Annotated in this window: 13 protein-coding genes and 1 pseudogene; 12 read left to right on the top strand and 2 right to left on the bottom strand. The window is 67.4% G+C overall.

Annotation, left to right across the window (positions count from 1 at the left end):
• Window positions 1-204, top strand: a pseudogene (locus BJG92_RS13770) (hypothetical protein); the annotation flags it as partial.
• Complete coding sequence (locus tag BJG92_RS13765; RefSeq protein WP_232084558.1) at window positions 201-992, top strand: DUF3159 domain-containing protein; 792 nt, start codon at window positions 201-203, stop codon at window positions 990-992. The pseudogene BJG92_RS13770 and the gene BJG92_RS13765, both read left to right, overlap by 4 nt.
• On the opposite strand, the gene BJG92_RS13760 is transcribed toward BJG92_RS13765, so the two are convergent.
• Window positions 989-1,747 carry a TrkA family potassium uptake protein gene (locus tag BJG92_RS13760; protein WP_232084557.1) on the bottom strand — a complete coding sequence of 253 codons (759 nt, stop codon included), beginning with the start codon at window positions 1,745-1,747 and terminating at the stop codon, window positions 989-991. The two genes, BJG92_RS13765 and BJG92_RS13760, sit on opposite strands and share 4 nt — an antisense overlap.
• A complete protein-coding gene (locus BJG92_RS13755) occupies window positions 1,748-2,419 on the bottom strand; it encodes a TrkA family potassium uptake protein (RefSeq protein WP_232084556.1) in 672 nt (223 codons plus the stop codon).
• 166 nt (window positions 2,420-2,585) lie between these two features.
• Between BJG92_RS13755 and BJG92_RS13750 the strand changes: the two genes are divergently transcribed.
• The 10 genes from BJG92_RS13750 to BJG92_RS13705 form a co-directional block, all read left to right on the top strand.
• Window positions 2,586-4,562 carry an APC family permease gene (locus BJG92_RS13750; RefSeq protein ID WP_232084555.1) on the top strand — a complete coding sequence of 659 codons (1,977 nt, stop codon included), beginning with the start codon at window positions 2,586-2,588 and terminating at the stop codon, window positions 4,560-4,562.
• Entirely contained in the window at window positions 4,559-5,908 is a 1,350-nt protein-coding gene (locus BJG92_RS13745; protein ID WP_232084554.1) for a class I SAM-dependent RNA methyltransferase, read from the top strand. Before BJG92_RS13750 ends, BJG92_RS13745 begins: the two co-directional genes overlap by 4 nt.
• 171 nt (window positions 5,909-6,079) lie before the next feature.
• Entirely contained in the window at window positions 6,080-8,890 is a 2,811-nt protein-coding gene (locus BJG92_RS13740) for an aconitate hydratase (RefSeq protein WP_232084553.1), read from the top strand.
• A 211-nt stretch (window positions 8,891-9,101) separates the two neighbouring features.
• Window positions 9,102-11,075 (top strand): 1-deoxy-D-xylulose-5-phosphate synthase, encoded by a 1,974-nt coding sequence (dxs, locus tag BJG92_RS13735; RefSeq protein ID WP_232084552.1) that lies wholly within the window; start codon window positions 9,102-9,104, stop codon window positions 11,073-11,075.
• A gap of 110 nt (window positions 11,076-11,185) precedes the next feature.
• Window positions 11,186-11,743, top strand: coding sequence for a hypothetical protein (locus tag BJG92_RS13730; RefSeq protein ID WP_232084551.1), 558 nt, complete (start codon window positions 11,186-11,188; stop codon window positions 11,741-11,743).
• Window positions 11,744-11,798: 55 nt separating this feature from the next.
• Window positions 11,799-12,017 (top strand): hypothetical protein, encoded by a 219-nt coding sequence (locus tag BJG92_RS13725; protein WP_232084550.1) that lies wholly within the window; start codon window positions 11,799-11,801, stop codon window positions 12,015-12,017.
• A gap of 37 nt (window positions 12,018-12,054) precedes the next feature.
• Window positions 12,055-13,032: an aldo/keto reductase gene (locus BJG92_RS13720; protein WP_232084549.1), complete on the top strand. Its 978-nt coding sequence runs from the start codon at window positions 12,055-12,057 to the stop codon at window positions 13,030-13,032.
• A gap of 44 nt (window positions 13,033-13,076) precedes the next feature.
• Window positions 13,077-14,105, top strand: coding sequence for a nucleoside hydrolase (locus tag BJG92_RS13715; protein WP_232084639.1), 1,029 nt, complete (start codon window positions 13,077-13,079; stop codon window positions 14,103-14,105).
• 66 nt (window positions 14,106-14,171) lie between these two features.
• Entirely contained in the window at window positions 14,172-15,011 is an 840-nt protein-coding gene (locus BJG92_RS13710) for an ECF transporter S component (RefSeq protein ID WP_232084548.1), read from the top strand.
• Window positions 15,012-15,014: 3 nt separating this feature from the next.
• The coding region (locus tag BJG92_RS13705; protein ID WP_232084547.1) for an energy-coupling factor transporter transmembrane protein EcfT at window positions 15,015-15,388 on the top strand (374 nt) is incomplete at its 3' end.

Raw genomic sequence — 15,388 nt, 5'->3', positions numbered from 1 at the left:
CCCGCCACTCCGGCAGGGTCGCGGCGGGAGCGGCCGGGCGTGGCGAAGGACAGGCTGCGCGTCATCTGGCTGGGCCGCCGCCGGATCCCCGGGGTGGACGCCGGCTCGGAACTCCGGCTCGAGGGCATGGTCACCGTGCGTGACGGCCTGCCCACCATGTTCAACCCCCGCTACGAAATACTCTCCCGCCAGGAGGAGCAATGACCTTGCCCGAGAAACCCGAGTCCGGCGCCGAGCAGGGCACTGCCGAACGGGGCACTGCCGAATGGGGCACCCCGGCAGAAAGCACCCCGGCAGAAAGCGCCGCCGTCCAGCCCACTGTCGCGCAGCTGGCTGAGGGGTACGCGGCCAAGGCAGGACTGCACCGTTCGAGCAACGGGAATATCGATGTGCTCAAGAGCGCCGGTGGAATCCAGGGCATTGCTGAAAGCATCCTGCCGGGACTGGTCTTCCTGGTCGCCTTCACCTTCACCCGCGAACTTCCCCTTGCCCTCATCTCGTCCCTGGCGGTCGCCGCCGCCTTCACCGTCGCCCGGCTGGTGCAGCGGAAGCCGCTGACCCAGGCCTTCGCGGGGATCGTCGGCGTCGGGCTGTCCGCCTGGCTTGCCAACTCCACCGGCAGGGCAGAAGACTTCTACGTCCTGGGGTTCTTCACCAACATCGCGTACATCCTGGCGATGTCCCTTTCCATAGCCGTCCGCTGGCCCTTCGCCGGCCTGCTCTTCGGGTTTATCCGGAACGAGGGCCTGGAATGGCGCAAGCACCCGGCCCGGGTGAAGGCCTACCGGCTCGCGACGTGGATCATTATCTCGGTGCTGGCCCTTCGGCTGCTCGTGCAGGTGCCGCTGTACTTCATGGGCGAGGCCGGCCTGGCCGGCCTCGCGACAACGCGGCTCCTGATGGGCGCCCCGCTGTACATCCTTGGCATCTGGATCGCGTGGCTGCTGAGCCGGCCCGCCCCGGCCCCCGCCGCAGCGGGAGATCCGCGCTAGCCGTCGAAGCCGTCGTTCTCGGCCGGCGCGGTGTTGTGGCCGTGCCGGTCCGAGGTCACCGGATGCTGCAGGTCACCGTCTTGATCCTCACCCTCCGACTCGGGGGAGAGCAGGGCGCGGAGTTCATCCTCGGCCGCGATCGTGGTGACGAAGAACAATTCGTCGCCGCCGTCGATCACGTCATCCCGGCTCGGCGTGATCGGTGCCTGGTCCCGCAGGATCGCGACCAGTGTCGAGTCCTCGGGCCAGGCGATGTCGCCGACCGTCAGGCCGATAGAGTGCGAATCGTGCGGGACCGTGAACTCGACCAGCGATGACACGCCGGTCTGCAGGGTCAGCAGCCGGACGAGGTCGCCGATCTCGACGGCTTCCTCGACGAGCGCCGTCATGAGCTGAGGGGTGTTGACCGCGACGTCGACACCCCAGGAATCATCGAACATCCAGTCGTTCTTGGGATTGTTCACCCGGCCTACAGTCCGGCCGACGCCGAACTCGGTCTTCGCCAGGAGCGAGACGACGAGGTTGACCTTGTCATCCCCGGTGGCGGAGACCACGACGTCGGCGTCTTCCAGCTTCGCGTCCTTGAGCGTGCTTAGTTCGCAGGCGTCGCCGACGAGCCAGCGGGCGCCGCGCAGGCCGCTGCGCCCGATCACCTCGGGCTTGAGGTCGATCAGCAGGATTTCGTGTTTATGGGCCAGCAGTTCACGGGCGATGGAGGATCCGACGCTGCCCGCCCCGACGATGACGACTTTCACTTAAGACTCCTTGGCGGGGGACTTGGCAAGAATGTGGGCGACCTCGCTGCTGCGGTCCACGGCCAGCATGGCGTGGACGGTGTCACCGTCCTGGTACGAGGTCCCGGCGCCGGGCAGGATGCCTTCACCGAACCGGGTCAGGTAGGCCACCCGAATGCCGGCGGCTTTTTCGATCGAGGCCAGCGGGTGTCCGATCCACTCGGGATTCAGATCGACCTCTGCCAGTAACAGCCGGCCCGAAGGATCCCGGAAATCGCCGGCCAGGTGCTGTTCCGGCAGGATCCTGCGCAGGACCTGGTCCGCGCTCCAGCGAACGGCGGCGACCGTGGGGATGCCGAGGCGCTGGTAGATCTCGGCGCGGCCCGGATCGTAGATCCTGGCCACGACATGCGGGACGTGGAAGGTTTCCCGTGCCACCCGGGTGGCCAGGATGTTGGAGTTGTCGCCGCTGGAGACCGCCGCGAAGGCATAGGCGTCCGCGACGCCGGCCTGCTTGAGCGTCTCCCGGTCAAAGCCGACGCCAGTGACCTTGCGGCCCGTGAACCCCGTGCGGAGCCGACGGAAGGCACGGTCGTCCTGGTCGATGATCGCCACCGAATGGCCGGCGTCTTCAAGCGTGTGCGCCAGGGTCGCCCCCACCCGGCCGCAGCCCATGATCACGAAGTGCGCCACACGTGCCTCCTCAAGCTTCGGTGTCTGTTCCTGGGTGAAACTCTACCGGCCGCAACGGCCTGTGCAGACAGCGCCACAGCGGCCCCGGCGGGGCGCCGGACCGCGCCCCGCGGGCGGAAGCGGGCCCTGTCATGACATCGGGGCCGAATCAGACTAGCTTTATGTGGTGCCGACAATTTTCAATGCCGTGAAGCGGGTGCTGGTAGGCAAGCCCTTCCGGAACGACAGCCTGGCCCACACCCTGCTCCCGAAGCGGATCGCCCTGCCCGTCTTCGCCTCCGATGCGCTGTCCTCCGTGGCCTACGCACCGGATGAAATTCTGTTGACCCTGGCCCTTGCCGGGGTCAGTGCCGTGGCGTTCTCGCCCTGGGTGGGGCTGGCCGTGATGGTCGTGCTCCTCACGGTTGTCGCCTCCTACCGGCAGAACGTCCACGCGTATCCCTCCGGCGGCGGTGACTACGAGATCGCCAACGAAAATCTGGGCAAGTTTGCCGGGCTCACCGTCGCCTCGGCACTGCTGGTGGACTATGTATTGACCGTCGCCGTGTCGATGTCCTCGGCCGCCACCTACCTCACCACCGCCGTGCCCTCGCTGCACGGGCAGCAGGCCACCATCGCCACGATCGGCGTCGTGATCCTGGCGTTGGTGAATCTGCGCGGGATCAAGGAGGCCGGCAGCGTTTTCGCCGTGCCGACCTATATCTTTATGGCCTCCATCCTGGGCATGACGGCCATCGGCGCTTTCCAGGCTGTGACCGGCCAGCTGGGGGAGGCGCCCTCGGCTGCCTTCACGATCGTGCCTGCGGAAGGCTTCGACGAAGGCCTGGTTGGACTGGCCGGCGCATTCCTGCTGCTCAGAGCATTTTCATCCGGCGCCGCCGCACTGACCGGCGTGGAGGCCATCAGCAACGGCGTGCCGAATTTCCAGAAGCCCAAGAGCAAGAACGCTGCCACCACCCTGCTGCTGCTCGGCGTCATCGCCGCGTCCATGCTGGCCGGCATCATCTACCTGGCGAACGCCACCAAGGTGCACATCGTGCTGGATCCGGCCACGGAGTTCCTCCTGGACGGCAAGCCCCTTCCCGAGGGCTACATCCAGAGTCCCGCCATCAGCCAGATCGCGCAGACCGTCTTCGGCGCCGGTTCCATCCCGTTCTACATCGTGGTTGCGGCCACCGGCGTGATCCTGGTCTTCGCGTCCAACACGGCGTTCAACGGTTTCCCGGTGCTCGGCTCCATCCTGGCCCAGGACGGCTACCTGCCGCGCCAGCTCCGGACGCGCGGAGACCGGCTCGCGTTCAGCAACGGTGTCCTGGCCCTGGCCGCCGGGGCCCTCGTGCTGATCATCGCTTTCAACGCCGACGTCACCAAACTCATCCAGCTGTACATCGTGGGGGTGTTCATCTCGTTCACGATGAGCCAGCTGGGCATGATCCGGCACTGGGGCCGGGAGCTGAAGCTCGCCAAGGACCCCGCCGTGAAGCTGCGGATGCTCAAGTCCCGCACCATCAACACGATCGGTTTCTGCATGACGGCGCTGGTCCTGGTGATCGTACTCATCACCAAATTCGAGCAGGGTGCCTGGATCGCGCTGCTGGCCATGTTCTTCCTGTTCCTGGTCATGTGGAGCATCCGGGCCCACTACGACAACGTGGCCAAGGAACTCGCCGTGGACGAGGACTCATCTCCGCGTGCCCTCCCCACCCGCGTGCACGCCGTGCTGCTGGTCTCCCACGTCCGCAAGCCGGTGCTGCGGGCGCTGGCTTACGCCCGCGCCTCCCGCCCTTCCCGGCTCGACGCCGTCACCGTGGACATCAGCCCGGAGGAAACAGAACAGACCGTCGCGGACTGGGAGAAGCTGGAGATCCCGGTAGCCCTGACCGTGCTGGCCAGCCCCTTCCGCGAAACAGTGACCCCCATCATGGAATACATCAAGAACATGCGGCGCGACTCGCCGCGTGACCTGATCGTGGTCTACATCCCCGAGTACGTGGTGGGGAAATGGTGGGAGCAGTTGGTGCACAACCAGACCGCGCTGCGGATCAAGGCCCGGTTGCATTTCGAGCCGGGCGTCATGGTGGCCAGCGTGCCGTGGCAGCTGAAATCCTCCGAAGAAGCCAAGAGACTGCAGGACATCCAATGAGCTCCGACACCCGGACCGACGCCCACACCGAACTGATCGTCGACGTCGGGCCGGTCGCCCACGGCGGGCACTGCGTGGCCCGGCACGAGGGGCGCGTCGTATTCGTCCGCCACGGCATCCCCGGCGAGAAGGTCAGGGTCCGCCTGACGGAGTCCGGCGCGGACGCCAAGTTCTGGCGCGGCGACGTCGTGGAGGTGCTGGAGGCGTCTCCTGACCGGGTGGAGCACTTCTGGGACCTCGCGGATTCCGCGCGCTCGTGGTCCCACCGCCACCCGCCCGTCGGCGGCGCAGAACTGGGCCACATTTCGCTCAAACGCCAGCGCAGCCTCAAGGGCGAGGTGCTGGCGGAGCAGCTTCACCGCCTCGCCGGCGTCGACCGTGAGACCGCAGTGGAGGCGGTGGGGGACCCTGCCGCGCCGGGAACGGCGGCGGGGCTCGGATGGCGCACACGCGCCGGCTTCGGCGTGACCCCGGCCGGGAAGCTCGGCATGCACGCCCACCGCTCTGACACGGTCCTTCCGGTCGGCGGGATGCCGCTGGCCGTGGACGCCATCAACGGGCTCCGGCTCCAGGACATCGATCTTCAGGGCATCGAACGCATTGAGGTTGCCGCCCCTGCCAACGGCTCACGGCCGCTCGTGCTCCTGGTTCCCGCGCCCGGGACCCGGGCCAAGCGGCTCAGCGCCGTCCTCGCGCAGTTGCCCGAGGACGTCTCGGTGGCCAGCTTTGATCCGGTCAAGGGCGAGGTCCTGCGGCTCCGCGGCCGCACCTACGTGCAGGAAACGGCGGCCGGCCACGATTTTCGCGTCACCGGTGACGGCTTTTGGCAGATCCACCGGGACGCCCCGGACACTCTCGTGGGGGCCGTGACCGGTTTCCTGCGCGACGGCGGCTTCCTTGAGCCCGGGGCCGTGCTGGCCGATCTCTACGCCGGGGCCGGACTCTTCACGGCCCCGCTGGCCCACGCCGTGGGCGTGACCGGCTCGGTGCTTTCGGTGGAAGGATCGCCCGGCACCAGCCGCGACGCCCGCAAGAACCTGCACGACGCGTCCCAGGTCGAGATTGTCCAGGGCCGGGTGGAACGGGTGCTGCGCGAGAAAGCCCGGAGTTTTGACGCCATCTTGCTGGATCCGCCCCGGGCGGGTGCCGGCAAGGCGGTCGTGAACCAGCTGATCGGGGCGGCCCCCCGCGCTATAGCGTACGTGTCCTGCGATCCGGCATCGTTTGCCCGCGACGTCGGATACTTCCGGCAGGGCGGCTGGGAGCTGTCCGGGCTGCGCGCCTTCGACCTCTATCCGCATACCCATCACATGGAGACTGTGGCGCTGCTGACTCCCCGGCGCTGATGCCACTACGATGGGCGTAGTAGTCCGACGTCGCGCTCCGTAATCACGGCTGGCCCCAGGCAATTCCGAGTGACCCTTGTCCTGACGAGGGTCGGGACTAGTTAGGCCTACCTAACTAGCAAGGGGTCTGCGGCGCGACAAAGATGAAACTGTTGCGAGAGGAGTCCTGCGATGAGCATTGTGGACAGCTTCGGTTCAAAAGGCAAACTTAATGTAGCCGGTACCGAATATGAAATTTTCCGGTTGAACTCCGTTGAAGGTGCAGATAACCTTCCGTTCAGCCTCAAGGTATTGCTTGAAAACCTGTTGCGGACCGAGGACGGCGCCAACATTACGGCCGATCACGTCCGCGCCTTGGCCGGCTGGGACCCCAGCGCGGAGCCCGACACTGAAATCCAGTTCACGCCGGCGCGCGTGATCATGCAGGACTTCACTGGCGTGCCCTGCGTTGTGGACCTTGCCACCATGCGTGAAGCGGTCAAGGAGCTCGGCGGGGACCCCAAGCGGGTCAACCCCCTGGCTCCGGCGGAAATGGTGATTGACCACTCCGTCCAGATCGACGCCTTCGGCAACGCCGGCGCGCTGGAGCGGAACATGGAGATCGAGTACCAGCGCAACGGTGAGCGTTACCAGTTCCTGCGCTGGGGACAGACGGCGTTCGACGACTTCAAAGTTGTCCCGCCGGGAACCGGCATCGTGCACCAGGTCAACATCGAGTACCTGGCCCGCACCGTGATGACCCGCGAAATTGACGGCGTAGTCCGGGCTTACCCGGACACCTGCGTCGGCACCGACTCGCACACCACCATGGTCAACGGCATGGGCGTGCTCGGTTGGGGCGTGGGCGGCATCGAAGCCGAGGCAGCCATGCTCGGCCAGCCCGTCTCCATGCTGATTCCGCGCGTCGTGGGCTTCAAGCTGACCGGGTCCATCCCGGCCGGCGCCACCGCCACCGACGTCGTGCTGACCATCACCGAACAGCTGCGCAAGCACGGTGTGGTGGGTAAGTTCGTGGAGTTCTACGGCGAAGGCGTCGCGGCTGTGCCGCTGGCCAACCGCGCCACCATCGGCAACATGAGCCCGGAGTTCGGCTCCACGGCCGCCATGTTCCCGATCGACGACGTCACCCTGGACTACCTGCGCCTCACCGGCCGGTCCGACGAGAACGTCGCCCTGGTGGAGTCCTACGCGAAGGAACAGGGCCTCTGGCACGATCCGTCACGTGAGATCAAGTTCTCCGAGTACCTCGAGCTGGACCTGTCGACTGTTGTTCCGTCGATTTCCGGCCCGAAGCGCCCGCAGGACCGCATCATCCTCACCGAGTCCAAGGACCAGTTCCGCCAGGACCTGCGCAACTATGTGAAGGAAGACCTCGTCGGCGGCAGCGTCGACGAGGCACTTGACGAGAGCTTCCCGGCGTCCGATACCCCGTCCTTCACCGCCACGAAGACCCACCTCACGGATGAGGCCCCGCACTCCCACGGGCCCAAGTCCAACGGACGCCCGTCCAACAAGGTGAGCGTCAAGACCGCTGACGGCCGGGAGTTTGAACTGGACCACGGCGCCGTGTCGATCGCCTCGATCACGTCCTGCACCAACACGTCCAACCCGTCCGTGATGCTGGCCGCCGCGCTGCTGGCCCGCAACGCCGTCGACAAGGGCCTCACCTCCAAGCCGTGGGTCAAGACGTCCGTGGCTCCCGGTTCCAAGGTGGTCACCGACTACTACAACAAGTCGGGCCTGACCCCGTACCTGGAGAAGCTGGGCTTCTACATCGTCGGCTACGGCTGCGCCACGTGCATCGGCAACTCCGGCCCGCTCGACGCGGAAATCTCGGAGGCCATCGCGGCCAACGACCTCTCCGTCGCCGCTGTTCTCTCCGGTAACCGCAACTTCGAGGGCCGGATCAACCCGGACGTGAAGATGAACTACCTGGCGTCCCCGCCGCTGGTAATCGCCTACGCCCTGGCCGGCACCATGGACTTCGATTTCGAAACCGACGCCCTGGGCCAGGACACGGCCGGCAACGACGTCTTCCTGAAGGACATCTGGCCGAACCCGGTCGAGGTCCAGCAGGTCATCGATGCCTCGATCGACAAGGAGATGTTCGCCCGCGGCTACGAGGGCGTCTTCGACGGCGACGACCGCTGGAAGGCACTCTCCACCCCGGCGGGTGACACCTTCGCCTGGGACCCCAAGTCCACGTACGTCCGGAAGCCCCCGTACTTCGAGGGCATGAAGGCGACCCCGGAGCCCGTCAAGGACATCGCCGGTGCCCGCGTTCTGCTCAAGCTTGGCGACTCCGTCACCACCGACCACATCTCACCGGCCGGTTCCTTCAAGTCGGACACCCCGGCCGGTCAGTACCTGCTGGCCAACGGTGTGGAGCGCAAGGACTTCAACTCCTACGGCTCACGCCGTGGCAACCACGAGGTCATGATCCGCGGAACGTTCGCGAACATCCGGATCAAGAACCAGATCCTGGACGGCGTTGAGGGCGGCTTCACCCGCGACTTCACCCAGGCGGACGCCCCGCAGGCCTACGTCTACGACGCCGCGCAGAACTACCAGGCCGCAGGCATCCCGCTGGTGGTTCTGGCAGGCAAGGAGTACGGCTCGGGCTCGTCCCGTGACTGGGCAGCCAAGGGCACCGCGCTGCTGGGCGTCAAGGCTGTCGTGGCGGAAAGCTACGAGCGCATCCACCGTTCCAACCTGATCGGCATGGGGGTCCTGCCCCTGCAGTACCCGGCCGGCCAGAATGCTGCCAGCCTCGGACTGACCGGCACGGAGACTTTCGGGGTTGAGGGCGTCACCGCCCTCAACGAAGGCACCACGCCGAAGACCCTGAAGGTCACCGCAACGGCCGAGGACGGCACCGTTACGTCCTTCGATGCGGTCCTGCGCATCGACACCCCGGGCGAGGCGGACTACTACCGCAACGGCGGCATCCTGCAGTACGTGCTCCGCCAGATCTCCGCGTAGGGAACCACGGTAAACCCGGAAGAGCTTTATCGCCGGGTTTACCGTGGGTGCGCGGAGATCGTCTCCGCGTAGGCCCGTAAAGGGAAGCAGCACTCGAGCACGAAGGCCCCGGCCGGTCCCAGACCAGCCGGGGCCTTCGCGTTTCCGGCACCGGGGCGGCGGCCGAGGCGTTAGAGTTAATGGGCACGTCTACCACCCGAAGGAGGGGCCGTTGGGACTCTTGGAGACCATCCGGAATCCGCAGGACCTGAGCAAGTTGTCCGGGGCGCAGCTGGATCAGCTCGCAGCCGAGGTCAGGGACTTCCTGATTGACAACGTCTCCCAGACCGGAGGCCACCTCGGTCCGAACCTCGGCGTCGTTGAGCTCACCATTGCAGTACACCGGATCTTCGATTCCCCCCGGGACAGCATCGTCTTCGACACGGGCCACCAGTCCTACGTCCACAAACTCCTGACCGGACGGCAGGACTTCAGCACTCTCCGCCAGCAGGGCGGAATGTCCGGTTACCCGGACCGCGCCGAGTCCGAGCACGACATCGTCGAAAGCTCCCACGCATCCTCCTCGCTTTCCTGGGCCGACGGTATCTCCCGCGCCCGCCAGCTGACCGGCGGCGGCGACCGCTACGTCATCGCCGTCGTGGGTGACGGCGCCCTGACCGGGGGCATGGCCTGGGAGGCCATCAACAACATTGCCGCGGACCGGAAGCGCCGCGTGGTGATCGTCGTCAATGACAACGGCCGCTCCTACGCCCCGACCGTCGGCGGGTTCGCTGACTACCTTGCGTCACTGCGCCCCACCATCGATTCTTTCCGCGCCGCACCGGCCTACGAAGGCGCCCTGGACTGGTGGCGCCGGAAGCTGCAGAGCGGCGGCCCGGCCGGCCAGTTCACCTACAAGAGCCTGCATGCCATGAAGAAGGGCATCAAGGACTGGTGGGCGCCGCAGGGCTTGTTCGAGGACCTCGGCATGAAATACATCGGGCCCGTGGACGGCCACGACCTCCAGGCCATGGAAAACGCCCTGTCCACGGCGAAGCACTACGCCGGACCCGTGATCGTCCATGCCATGACCGAAAAGGGCCACGGCTACGCGCCGGCCCGGGCGCACGAGGCGGACCAGTTCCACGCCGTCGGGATCATCGACCCGGAAACCGGTGAGCCCACCGAGGCCGGCGGCGCGAAGTCGTGGACGTCCGTGTTCGCGGACGAGATCGCGGACATCGCGGACGAACGCCAGGACATCGTCGGTATCACCGGCGCCATGCTGATCCCCGTCGGACTGCATAAGTTCGCCGCCCGGCACCCCGAACGGGTCTTCGACGTCGGCATCGCCGAACAGCACGCCCTGACGTCGGCGGCCGGCATGGCTTTCGGCGGCCTGCACCCCGTAGTCGCGGTCTACGCGACGTTCCTGAACCGCGCCTTCGACCAGCTCCTGATGGACGTGGCCCTGCACAAGGCCGGCGTCACCATCGTCCTGGACCGGGCCGGGGTCACCGGACCGGACGGGGCCAGCCACCACGGCATGTGGGACATGGCCATGGTCCAGATCGTGCCCGGACTGCACCTCGCCGCCCCCCGCGACGCCAGCCGGCTGCGCGAGGAACTCCGCGAGGCCGTCGCGATCGAGGACGCCCCCAGCGTCATCCGCTACTCCAAAGGCAGCGTCGGCGCCGAGGTCGAAGCGATCGAACGGCTCAGCGACGGCGTCGATGTGCTCGCCCGCCGGCCGGCCGGCTCAAGTGACAACGATGTCCTGATCGTCAGCGTTGGTGCAATGTCCGAACTTGCGCTGGATGTCTCCAGCCGGCTCGGCGCCCAGGGCATCAGCTCCACCGTGGTGGACCCCCGCTGGGTCCTCCCCGTCCGGCGGTCCATCATTGCCCTTGCCTCCCAGCACCGGCTCGTCATCTGCATCGAGGACGGTGTGCGCGCCGGTGGCGTCGGCTCCCGGATCCGGCAGGAAATGCGGGCCGCCGGAGTGGACACCGCCCTCAACGAGGTGGGGCTTCCGGTTGCGTTCCTGGACCACGGGACCCGCAGTGAGGTACTGGAGCGCGTCGGGCTGACCGCCCAGCAGGTCACGCACGACGTCGTCGCGCAGGTACTCGGCACCAAGGTGCCGTTCGCGCGGCCCCTGCCCGGGCAGGACCACCCCAGCACCGGCAGCCTGCCGCTGCTTTAGCCGGCACTCCTGAAGAACTGACAACAGCAAACAGAACCACATAAGGCAAACACCGTCCGACGGCGCCGTATCCGGTGCCGCTGCGGAACGGTCCAGGAAGGAATTTGCCCATGAGCGGAATTATCCGGGTCTACAAACGCAACGATGAAGGGGTCCTCGAATTCAGGGAGGCCTGGTTTGACGAGGACTACAGCCAGTTCTTGATGAACCACGGCATCGTCGGGCACCAGAGCAAGACCGAGGAGACCGACGTCGCCGACGCGGCTGCCGCCGAAGGCCTGATGGACGCCTTCGCCGTGCAGTGCGCCGAAGACGGCTTCGCGGAAATCCCGGAGGAAGAGCAGTTCTGGGTGGTGGCACAGTATGCGCTCAAAACGAAGGACGGTACGGACCGGGACCGCTACCTGGAAGAGAAGGCCAAGGACGCACTGATCAGCCACCTTGCGTGGCGCGGGCTCGGGATTGTGGACCGCTCGGAATTCTCCGACGCCAAACTCAACATCTTCATCCTTACGCCGGAGGTCAACAAGACCGTCAACGCGATCAAGGTCTGCATCCGCGGCGAGGACCTGGACTTCACCAAGCTGAGCGTCGGCGCCGCATCGTTCGGCGGGACCTCGTTCAAGCTCAAGCATTCGCCGAAGGCGGCCAACAGCTTCACCCTGTAGATCAGCACATGAGGGTCACATCCGTTTGGGGGCAACCAACTGGAAGGCAACCGCAATGATGCAGAAAACCCGTGAACCAGGCCGCACTCCGCTCCCGCGGGGGATCGCGGCGCCCGCCCGCAAGTCCCTGGCGCATGCCGGCGTGGAAACCCTGGAACAACTCGTGCAGCTCGGCGAACACCGGCTGGCGGGCATGGCGGGGGTCTGCCCGCGGACCATGGCCCAGCTGCAGGACGCGCTGGACGATCATGGACTGACACTGCGGACGGGCTGAGCCAGAAGCCGCGGCGGACCGTTATAGGCTGAATCCCATGACTGAATACCGCCGCGTAGGACATTCCGGATTGACCGTCTCCGTCGTGGGACTCGGCTGCAACAACCTCGGCCGGTCCAACACCGCGACCGAGTCGCAGGAAGGGACCGACGCCGTCGTCCATGCTGCCCTGGACGCCGGCATCACCTTCTTCGACGTCGCCGATGCCTACGGACGGGAGCCGGGCCTCAGCGAAACGATGCTCGGCAAGGCCTTGGGCGCGCACCGGGACGACGCCGTGATTGGCACGAAATTCGGCATGGACATGGGCGGCGCCAACGGCGGGGACTTCGGCGCCCGCGGATCCCGGAGCTACATCATCAAGGCAGCGGAGGCCTCGCTCCGCCGGCTCGGCACGGACTGGATCGACCTGTACCAGTTCCACACCCCGGACCCGCTGACGCCGATCGATGAGACCCTCGCTGCCCTCGATCAGCTGGTGACCAGCGGCAAGGTCCGCTACATCGGCCACTCCAACCGGGCCGGCTGGCAGATCGCCGAGGCCGAGTTCGTGGCCCGCGCCCGCGGGGGAGCACGCTTTATCTCCAGCCAGAACCACTACAACCTGCTGGACCGCCGAGCCGAACTGGAAGTCACCCCCGCCGCCGAGGCCTACGGGCTCGGCGTGCTGCCCTACTTCCCGCTCGCGAACGGCCTGCTGACCGGCAAATACGCGAAGGACACGGCGCCAGAGGGCTCCCGCCTCAGCCACACCCGCACCAACCTCGTCCAGGACGCCGACTGGGAGCAGCTGGGCGCCTTCCACGCGTTCGCCGCCGAGCGGGGCCTGGACGAAATCCAGGTGGCGTTCTCCTGGCTCGCCGCCCAGCCCTCGGTCAGCAGCGTCATCGCAGGCGCCACCCGGCCGGAACAGGTCCGGCAGAACGCTGCCGCGGTGGCATGGATCCCGAGCTCCGCGGATCTGGCCGAGCTGGACGAGATCTTCCCGCGCACGCCCAAGGTGGCGTTGTTCTAGATGGGTCTCTTCTAAGCGTGCCTGCTTCCACGCAGCGCGTCCTGATGGACGTCGACACCGGAATCGACGATGCCCTGGCGCTTGTCTACCTGCTCTCCCGCCCCGAGGTGCACCTACAGGCCATCACCTGCACTGCAGGGAATGTCGGGGCCCGGCAGGTGGCGGTGAACAACCTTTCGCTGCTGGAATTGTGCGGCCGGCCGGGGGTGGAGGTGGCCATCGGCGCCGAGGTGCCGCTGGAAATCCCGCTGGTCACCACCGAGGAGACCCATGGTCCCCAAGGTATCGGCCACGCCGTGCTGCCCCCGCCGGCTCAGCAGATCTCGCCGCGCCACGCCGTCGACGTCTGGGTGGACGAGGCCAAGGCCCACCCGGGGGAGATCACCGGGCTGATCACGGGACCGCTGACCAACTTTGCCCTCGCCCTGCGCCGCGAACCGGAGCTCCCGCGGCTGCTCAAGGGCCTGGTCATCATGGGCGGCAGCTTCAATTACCAGGGAAACACCACGCCGACGGCGGAGTGGAACGTCTCGGTGGACCCGCACGCCGCGAAGGAAGTCTTCGAGGCCTACCGCGGCCTGCCGACGGACAAGCTTCCGGTCATCTGCGCGCTGGAATCGACCGAGCGGATCGAGATGCGGCCGGACCACCTGGCGCGCCTCGCCGAGGCGGCCGGCGCCGGGCCGGAACTCGTCCTGCCGGAACAGCCCGAAGGACTGCGCAGCACCTCGGACAATCCGCTGGTGGCCTGCCTGTCCGACGCGGTCCGGTTCTACATGGAGTTCCACCGGCTCTACGACCAGGGCTATGTGGCGCACATGCACGACGCCTTCGCCGCCTGCGCCGCCGTCGGACGCACTCCGGTCACCACCCGGCTGGCCACCGTCGACGTCGAAACGGTGTCCCCGCTGCTGATGGGCACCACAGTGGCCGACTTCCGCGGGCTGTGGGGACTGGCGCCGAACGCGCGGATTGTGGACACCAACGACCCGGCGCAGTGCTTCGGGGAACTGATCTCCTCGGTGGGGATGCTGGCCCGGCGGGTCGTCGCGGAACCATCCGACACTCGTTAGGATGGTAGCTGCGCCGAGGTGACATGAGGCCGATGTTGTAGCTCTCCCAGCCGAAGGACCATCCCCATGTCACAGCCCTCCCTGACCCTGACCCACCCCGCGGCCGGAACCAGGCCTGGACAGGCGGCGCGCCAAGGCCGCCGCCTGCTCGAGCTCGCCGGTGCCGCCGCCATCGCGGCGACCTACGTGTTCCTCGTCCTCACCCAGCCGGCCGACATCGCCAACGGACCGGCCGGCTTCGCCGCGCTGGTGGCGCTCGGCGGGTTCCTGCTCGGCGCGGTGCTGCTGCTCCTTGCGGTACTGCCGGTGCTGCCCACCTCCACCCTGGTCCTGATGCCCGTCGCCCTCGTCCTCAACGTCGTGCTGGGCCAGCTCATGGGAACCACAGGGCTGCCGTTCTACTTCGATGCGATCGGCACGGTCCTCATCGCCGTCCTCGCCGGACCGGCGGCAGGCGCCGCCACGGGGGTGCTCAGCAGCGTCGTGTGGTCCTTCATCAACCCCACCGTGCTGCCGTTCGCGGCCGGCGCCGCGCTGATCGGCTTCCTGGCCGGACTGGCCGGGCGCGGCGGACTGTTCCGCCGCTTCTACCTCGCCCCGGTGGCGGGCTTCGTCACCGGCATCCTCGCCGGCGTCGTTTCCGCACCGATTGCCGCGTTCGTCTTCGGCGGCACCGCCGGCCTTGGGACGGGCGCGATCGTCGGCGCCTTCCGCGCCATGGGGGACACCCTGCTGGCCGCCATCACCAAGCAGGCACTGATCTCGGATCCCATGGACAAGGCAATCGTCTTCGCCGTCGCGGCGCTCCTGGCCTACGCCCTGCCGCGCCGCACCACCTTCCAGTTCCCGTTCGTGCGGCGCTTCCGGGTGCTCGCCGGCAGGGCCCCGGTAACGCCCGCCTCCTGAGCCGTGTCCTTCGATGAAGTCCGCGGCCGTCTTCACCCGCTGACCGCCCTCAGCGCCGCCGGGTCCGCTGCGGTGATCACGACGGCGGCGGCCTGCTGGCCGCTGTCCGTCGCGGTCGCCCTCTCGGCGGCCGGTCTGGCCGTGCGGGCCGGCGTCGGCCGCGCGGTGCTGGCCGCCGCGGCGGCGGTCCTGCTTCCGTTGGGGCTGTCCCTCCTGATGCTGCACGGCCTGTTCTTCCCGGAGGGCCGCACCGTCCTCGCCAGCTGGGGGCCCGCCCGCGTGACCGCCGAGGGGTTGGGCTTTGCCCTTGAACTGGGGTCGCGAACGGCGGCATGCGTGCTGGTCCTGCTGCTGTTCTCCTTCACCGTCAACGTTGC

Origin of the sequence: Arthrobacter sp. SO5 (genome assembly GCF_020532805.1) — a bacterium.
Classification (GTDB): domain Bacteria; phylum Actinomycetota; class Actinomycetes; order Actinomycetales; family Micrococcaceae; genus Arthrobacter.
The sequence above is the reverse complement of the archived record's forward strand: the minus strand, read 5'-3'. Positions and strand labels throughout refer to the sequence as shown.

Bases quoted from the DNA above. Each gene is read 5' to 3' on its own strand.
- BJG92_RS13765 (WP_232084558.1), top strand. From the start codon at position 201: ATGACCTTGCCCGAGAAACCCGAGTCCGGCGCCGAGCAGGGCACTGCC.
- BJG92_RS13745 (WP_232084554.1), top strand. From the start codon at position 4,559: ATGAGCTCCGACACCCGGACCGACGCCCACACCGAACTGATCGTCGAC.
- BJG92_RS13740 (WP_232084553.1), top strand. From the start codon at position 6,080: ATGAGCATTGTGGACAGCTTCGGTTCAAAAGGCAAACTTAATGTAGCC.
- BJG92_RS13730 (WP_232084551.1), top strand. From the start codon at position 11,186: ATGAGCGGAATTATCCGGGTCTACAAACGCAACGATGAAGGGGTCCTC.
- BJG92_RS13725 (WP_232084550.1), top strand. From the start codon at position 11,799: ATGATGCAGAAAACCCGTGAACCAGGCCGCACTCCGCTCCCGCGGGGG.
- BJG92_RS13720 (WP_232084549.1), top strand. From the start codon at position 12,055: ATGACTGAATACCGCCGCGTAGGACATTCCGGATTGACCGTCTCCGTC.
- BJG92_RS13715 (WP_232084639.1), top strand. From the start codon at position 13,077: ATGGACGTCGACACCGGAATCGACGATGCCCTGGCGCTTGTCTACCTG.
- BJG92_RS13710 (WP_232084548.1), top strand. From the start codon at position 14,172: ATGTCACAGCCCTCCCTGACCCTGACCCACCCCGCGGCCGGAACCAGG.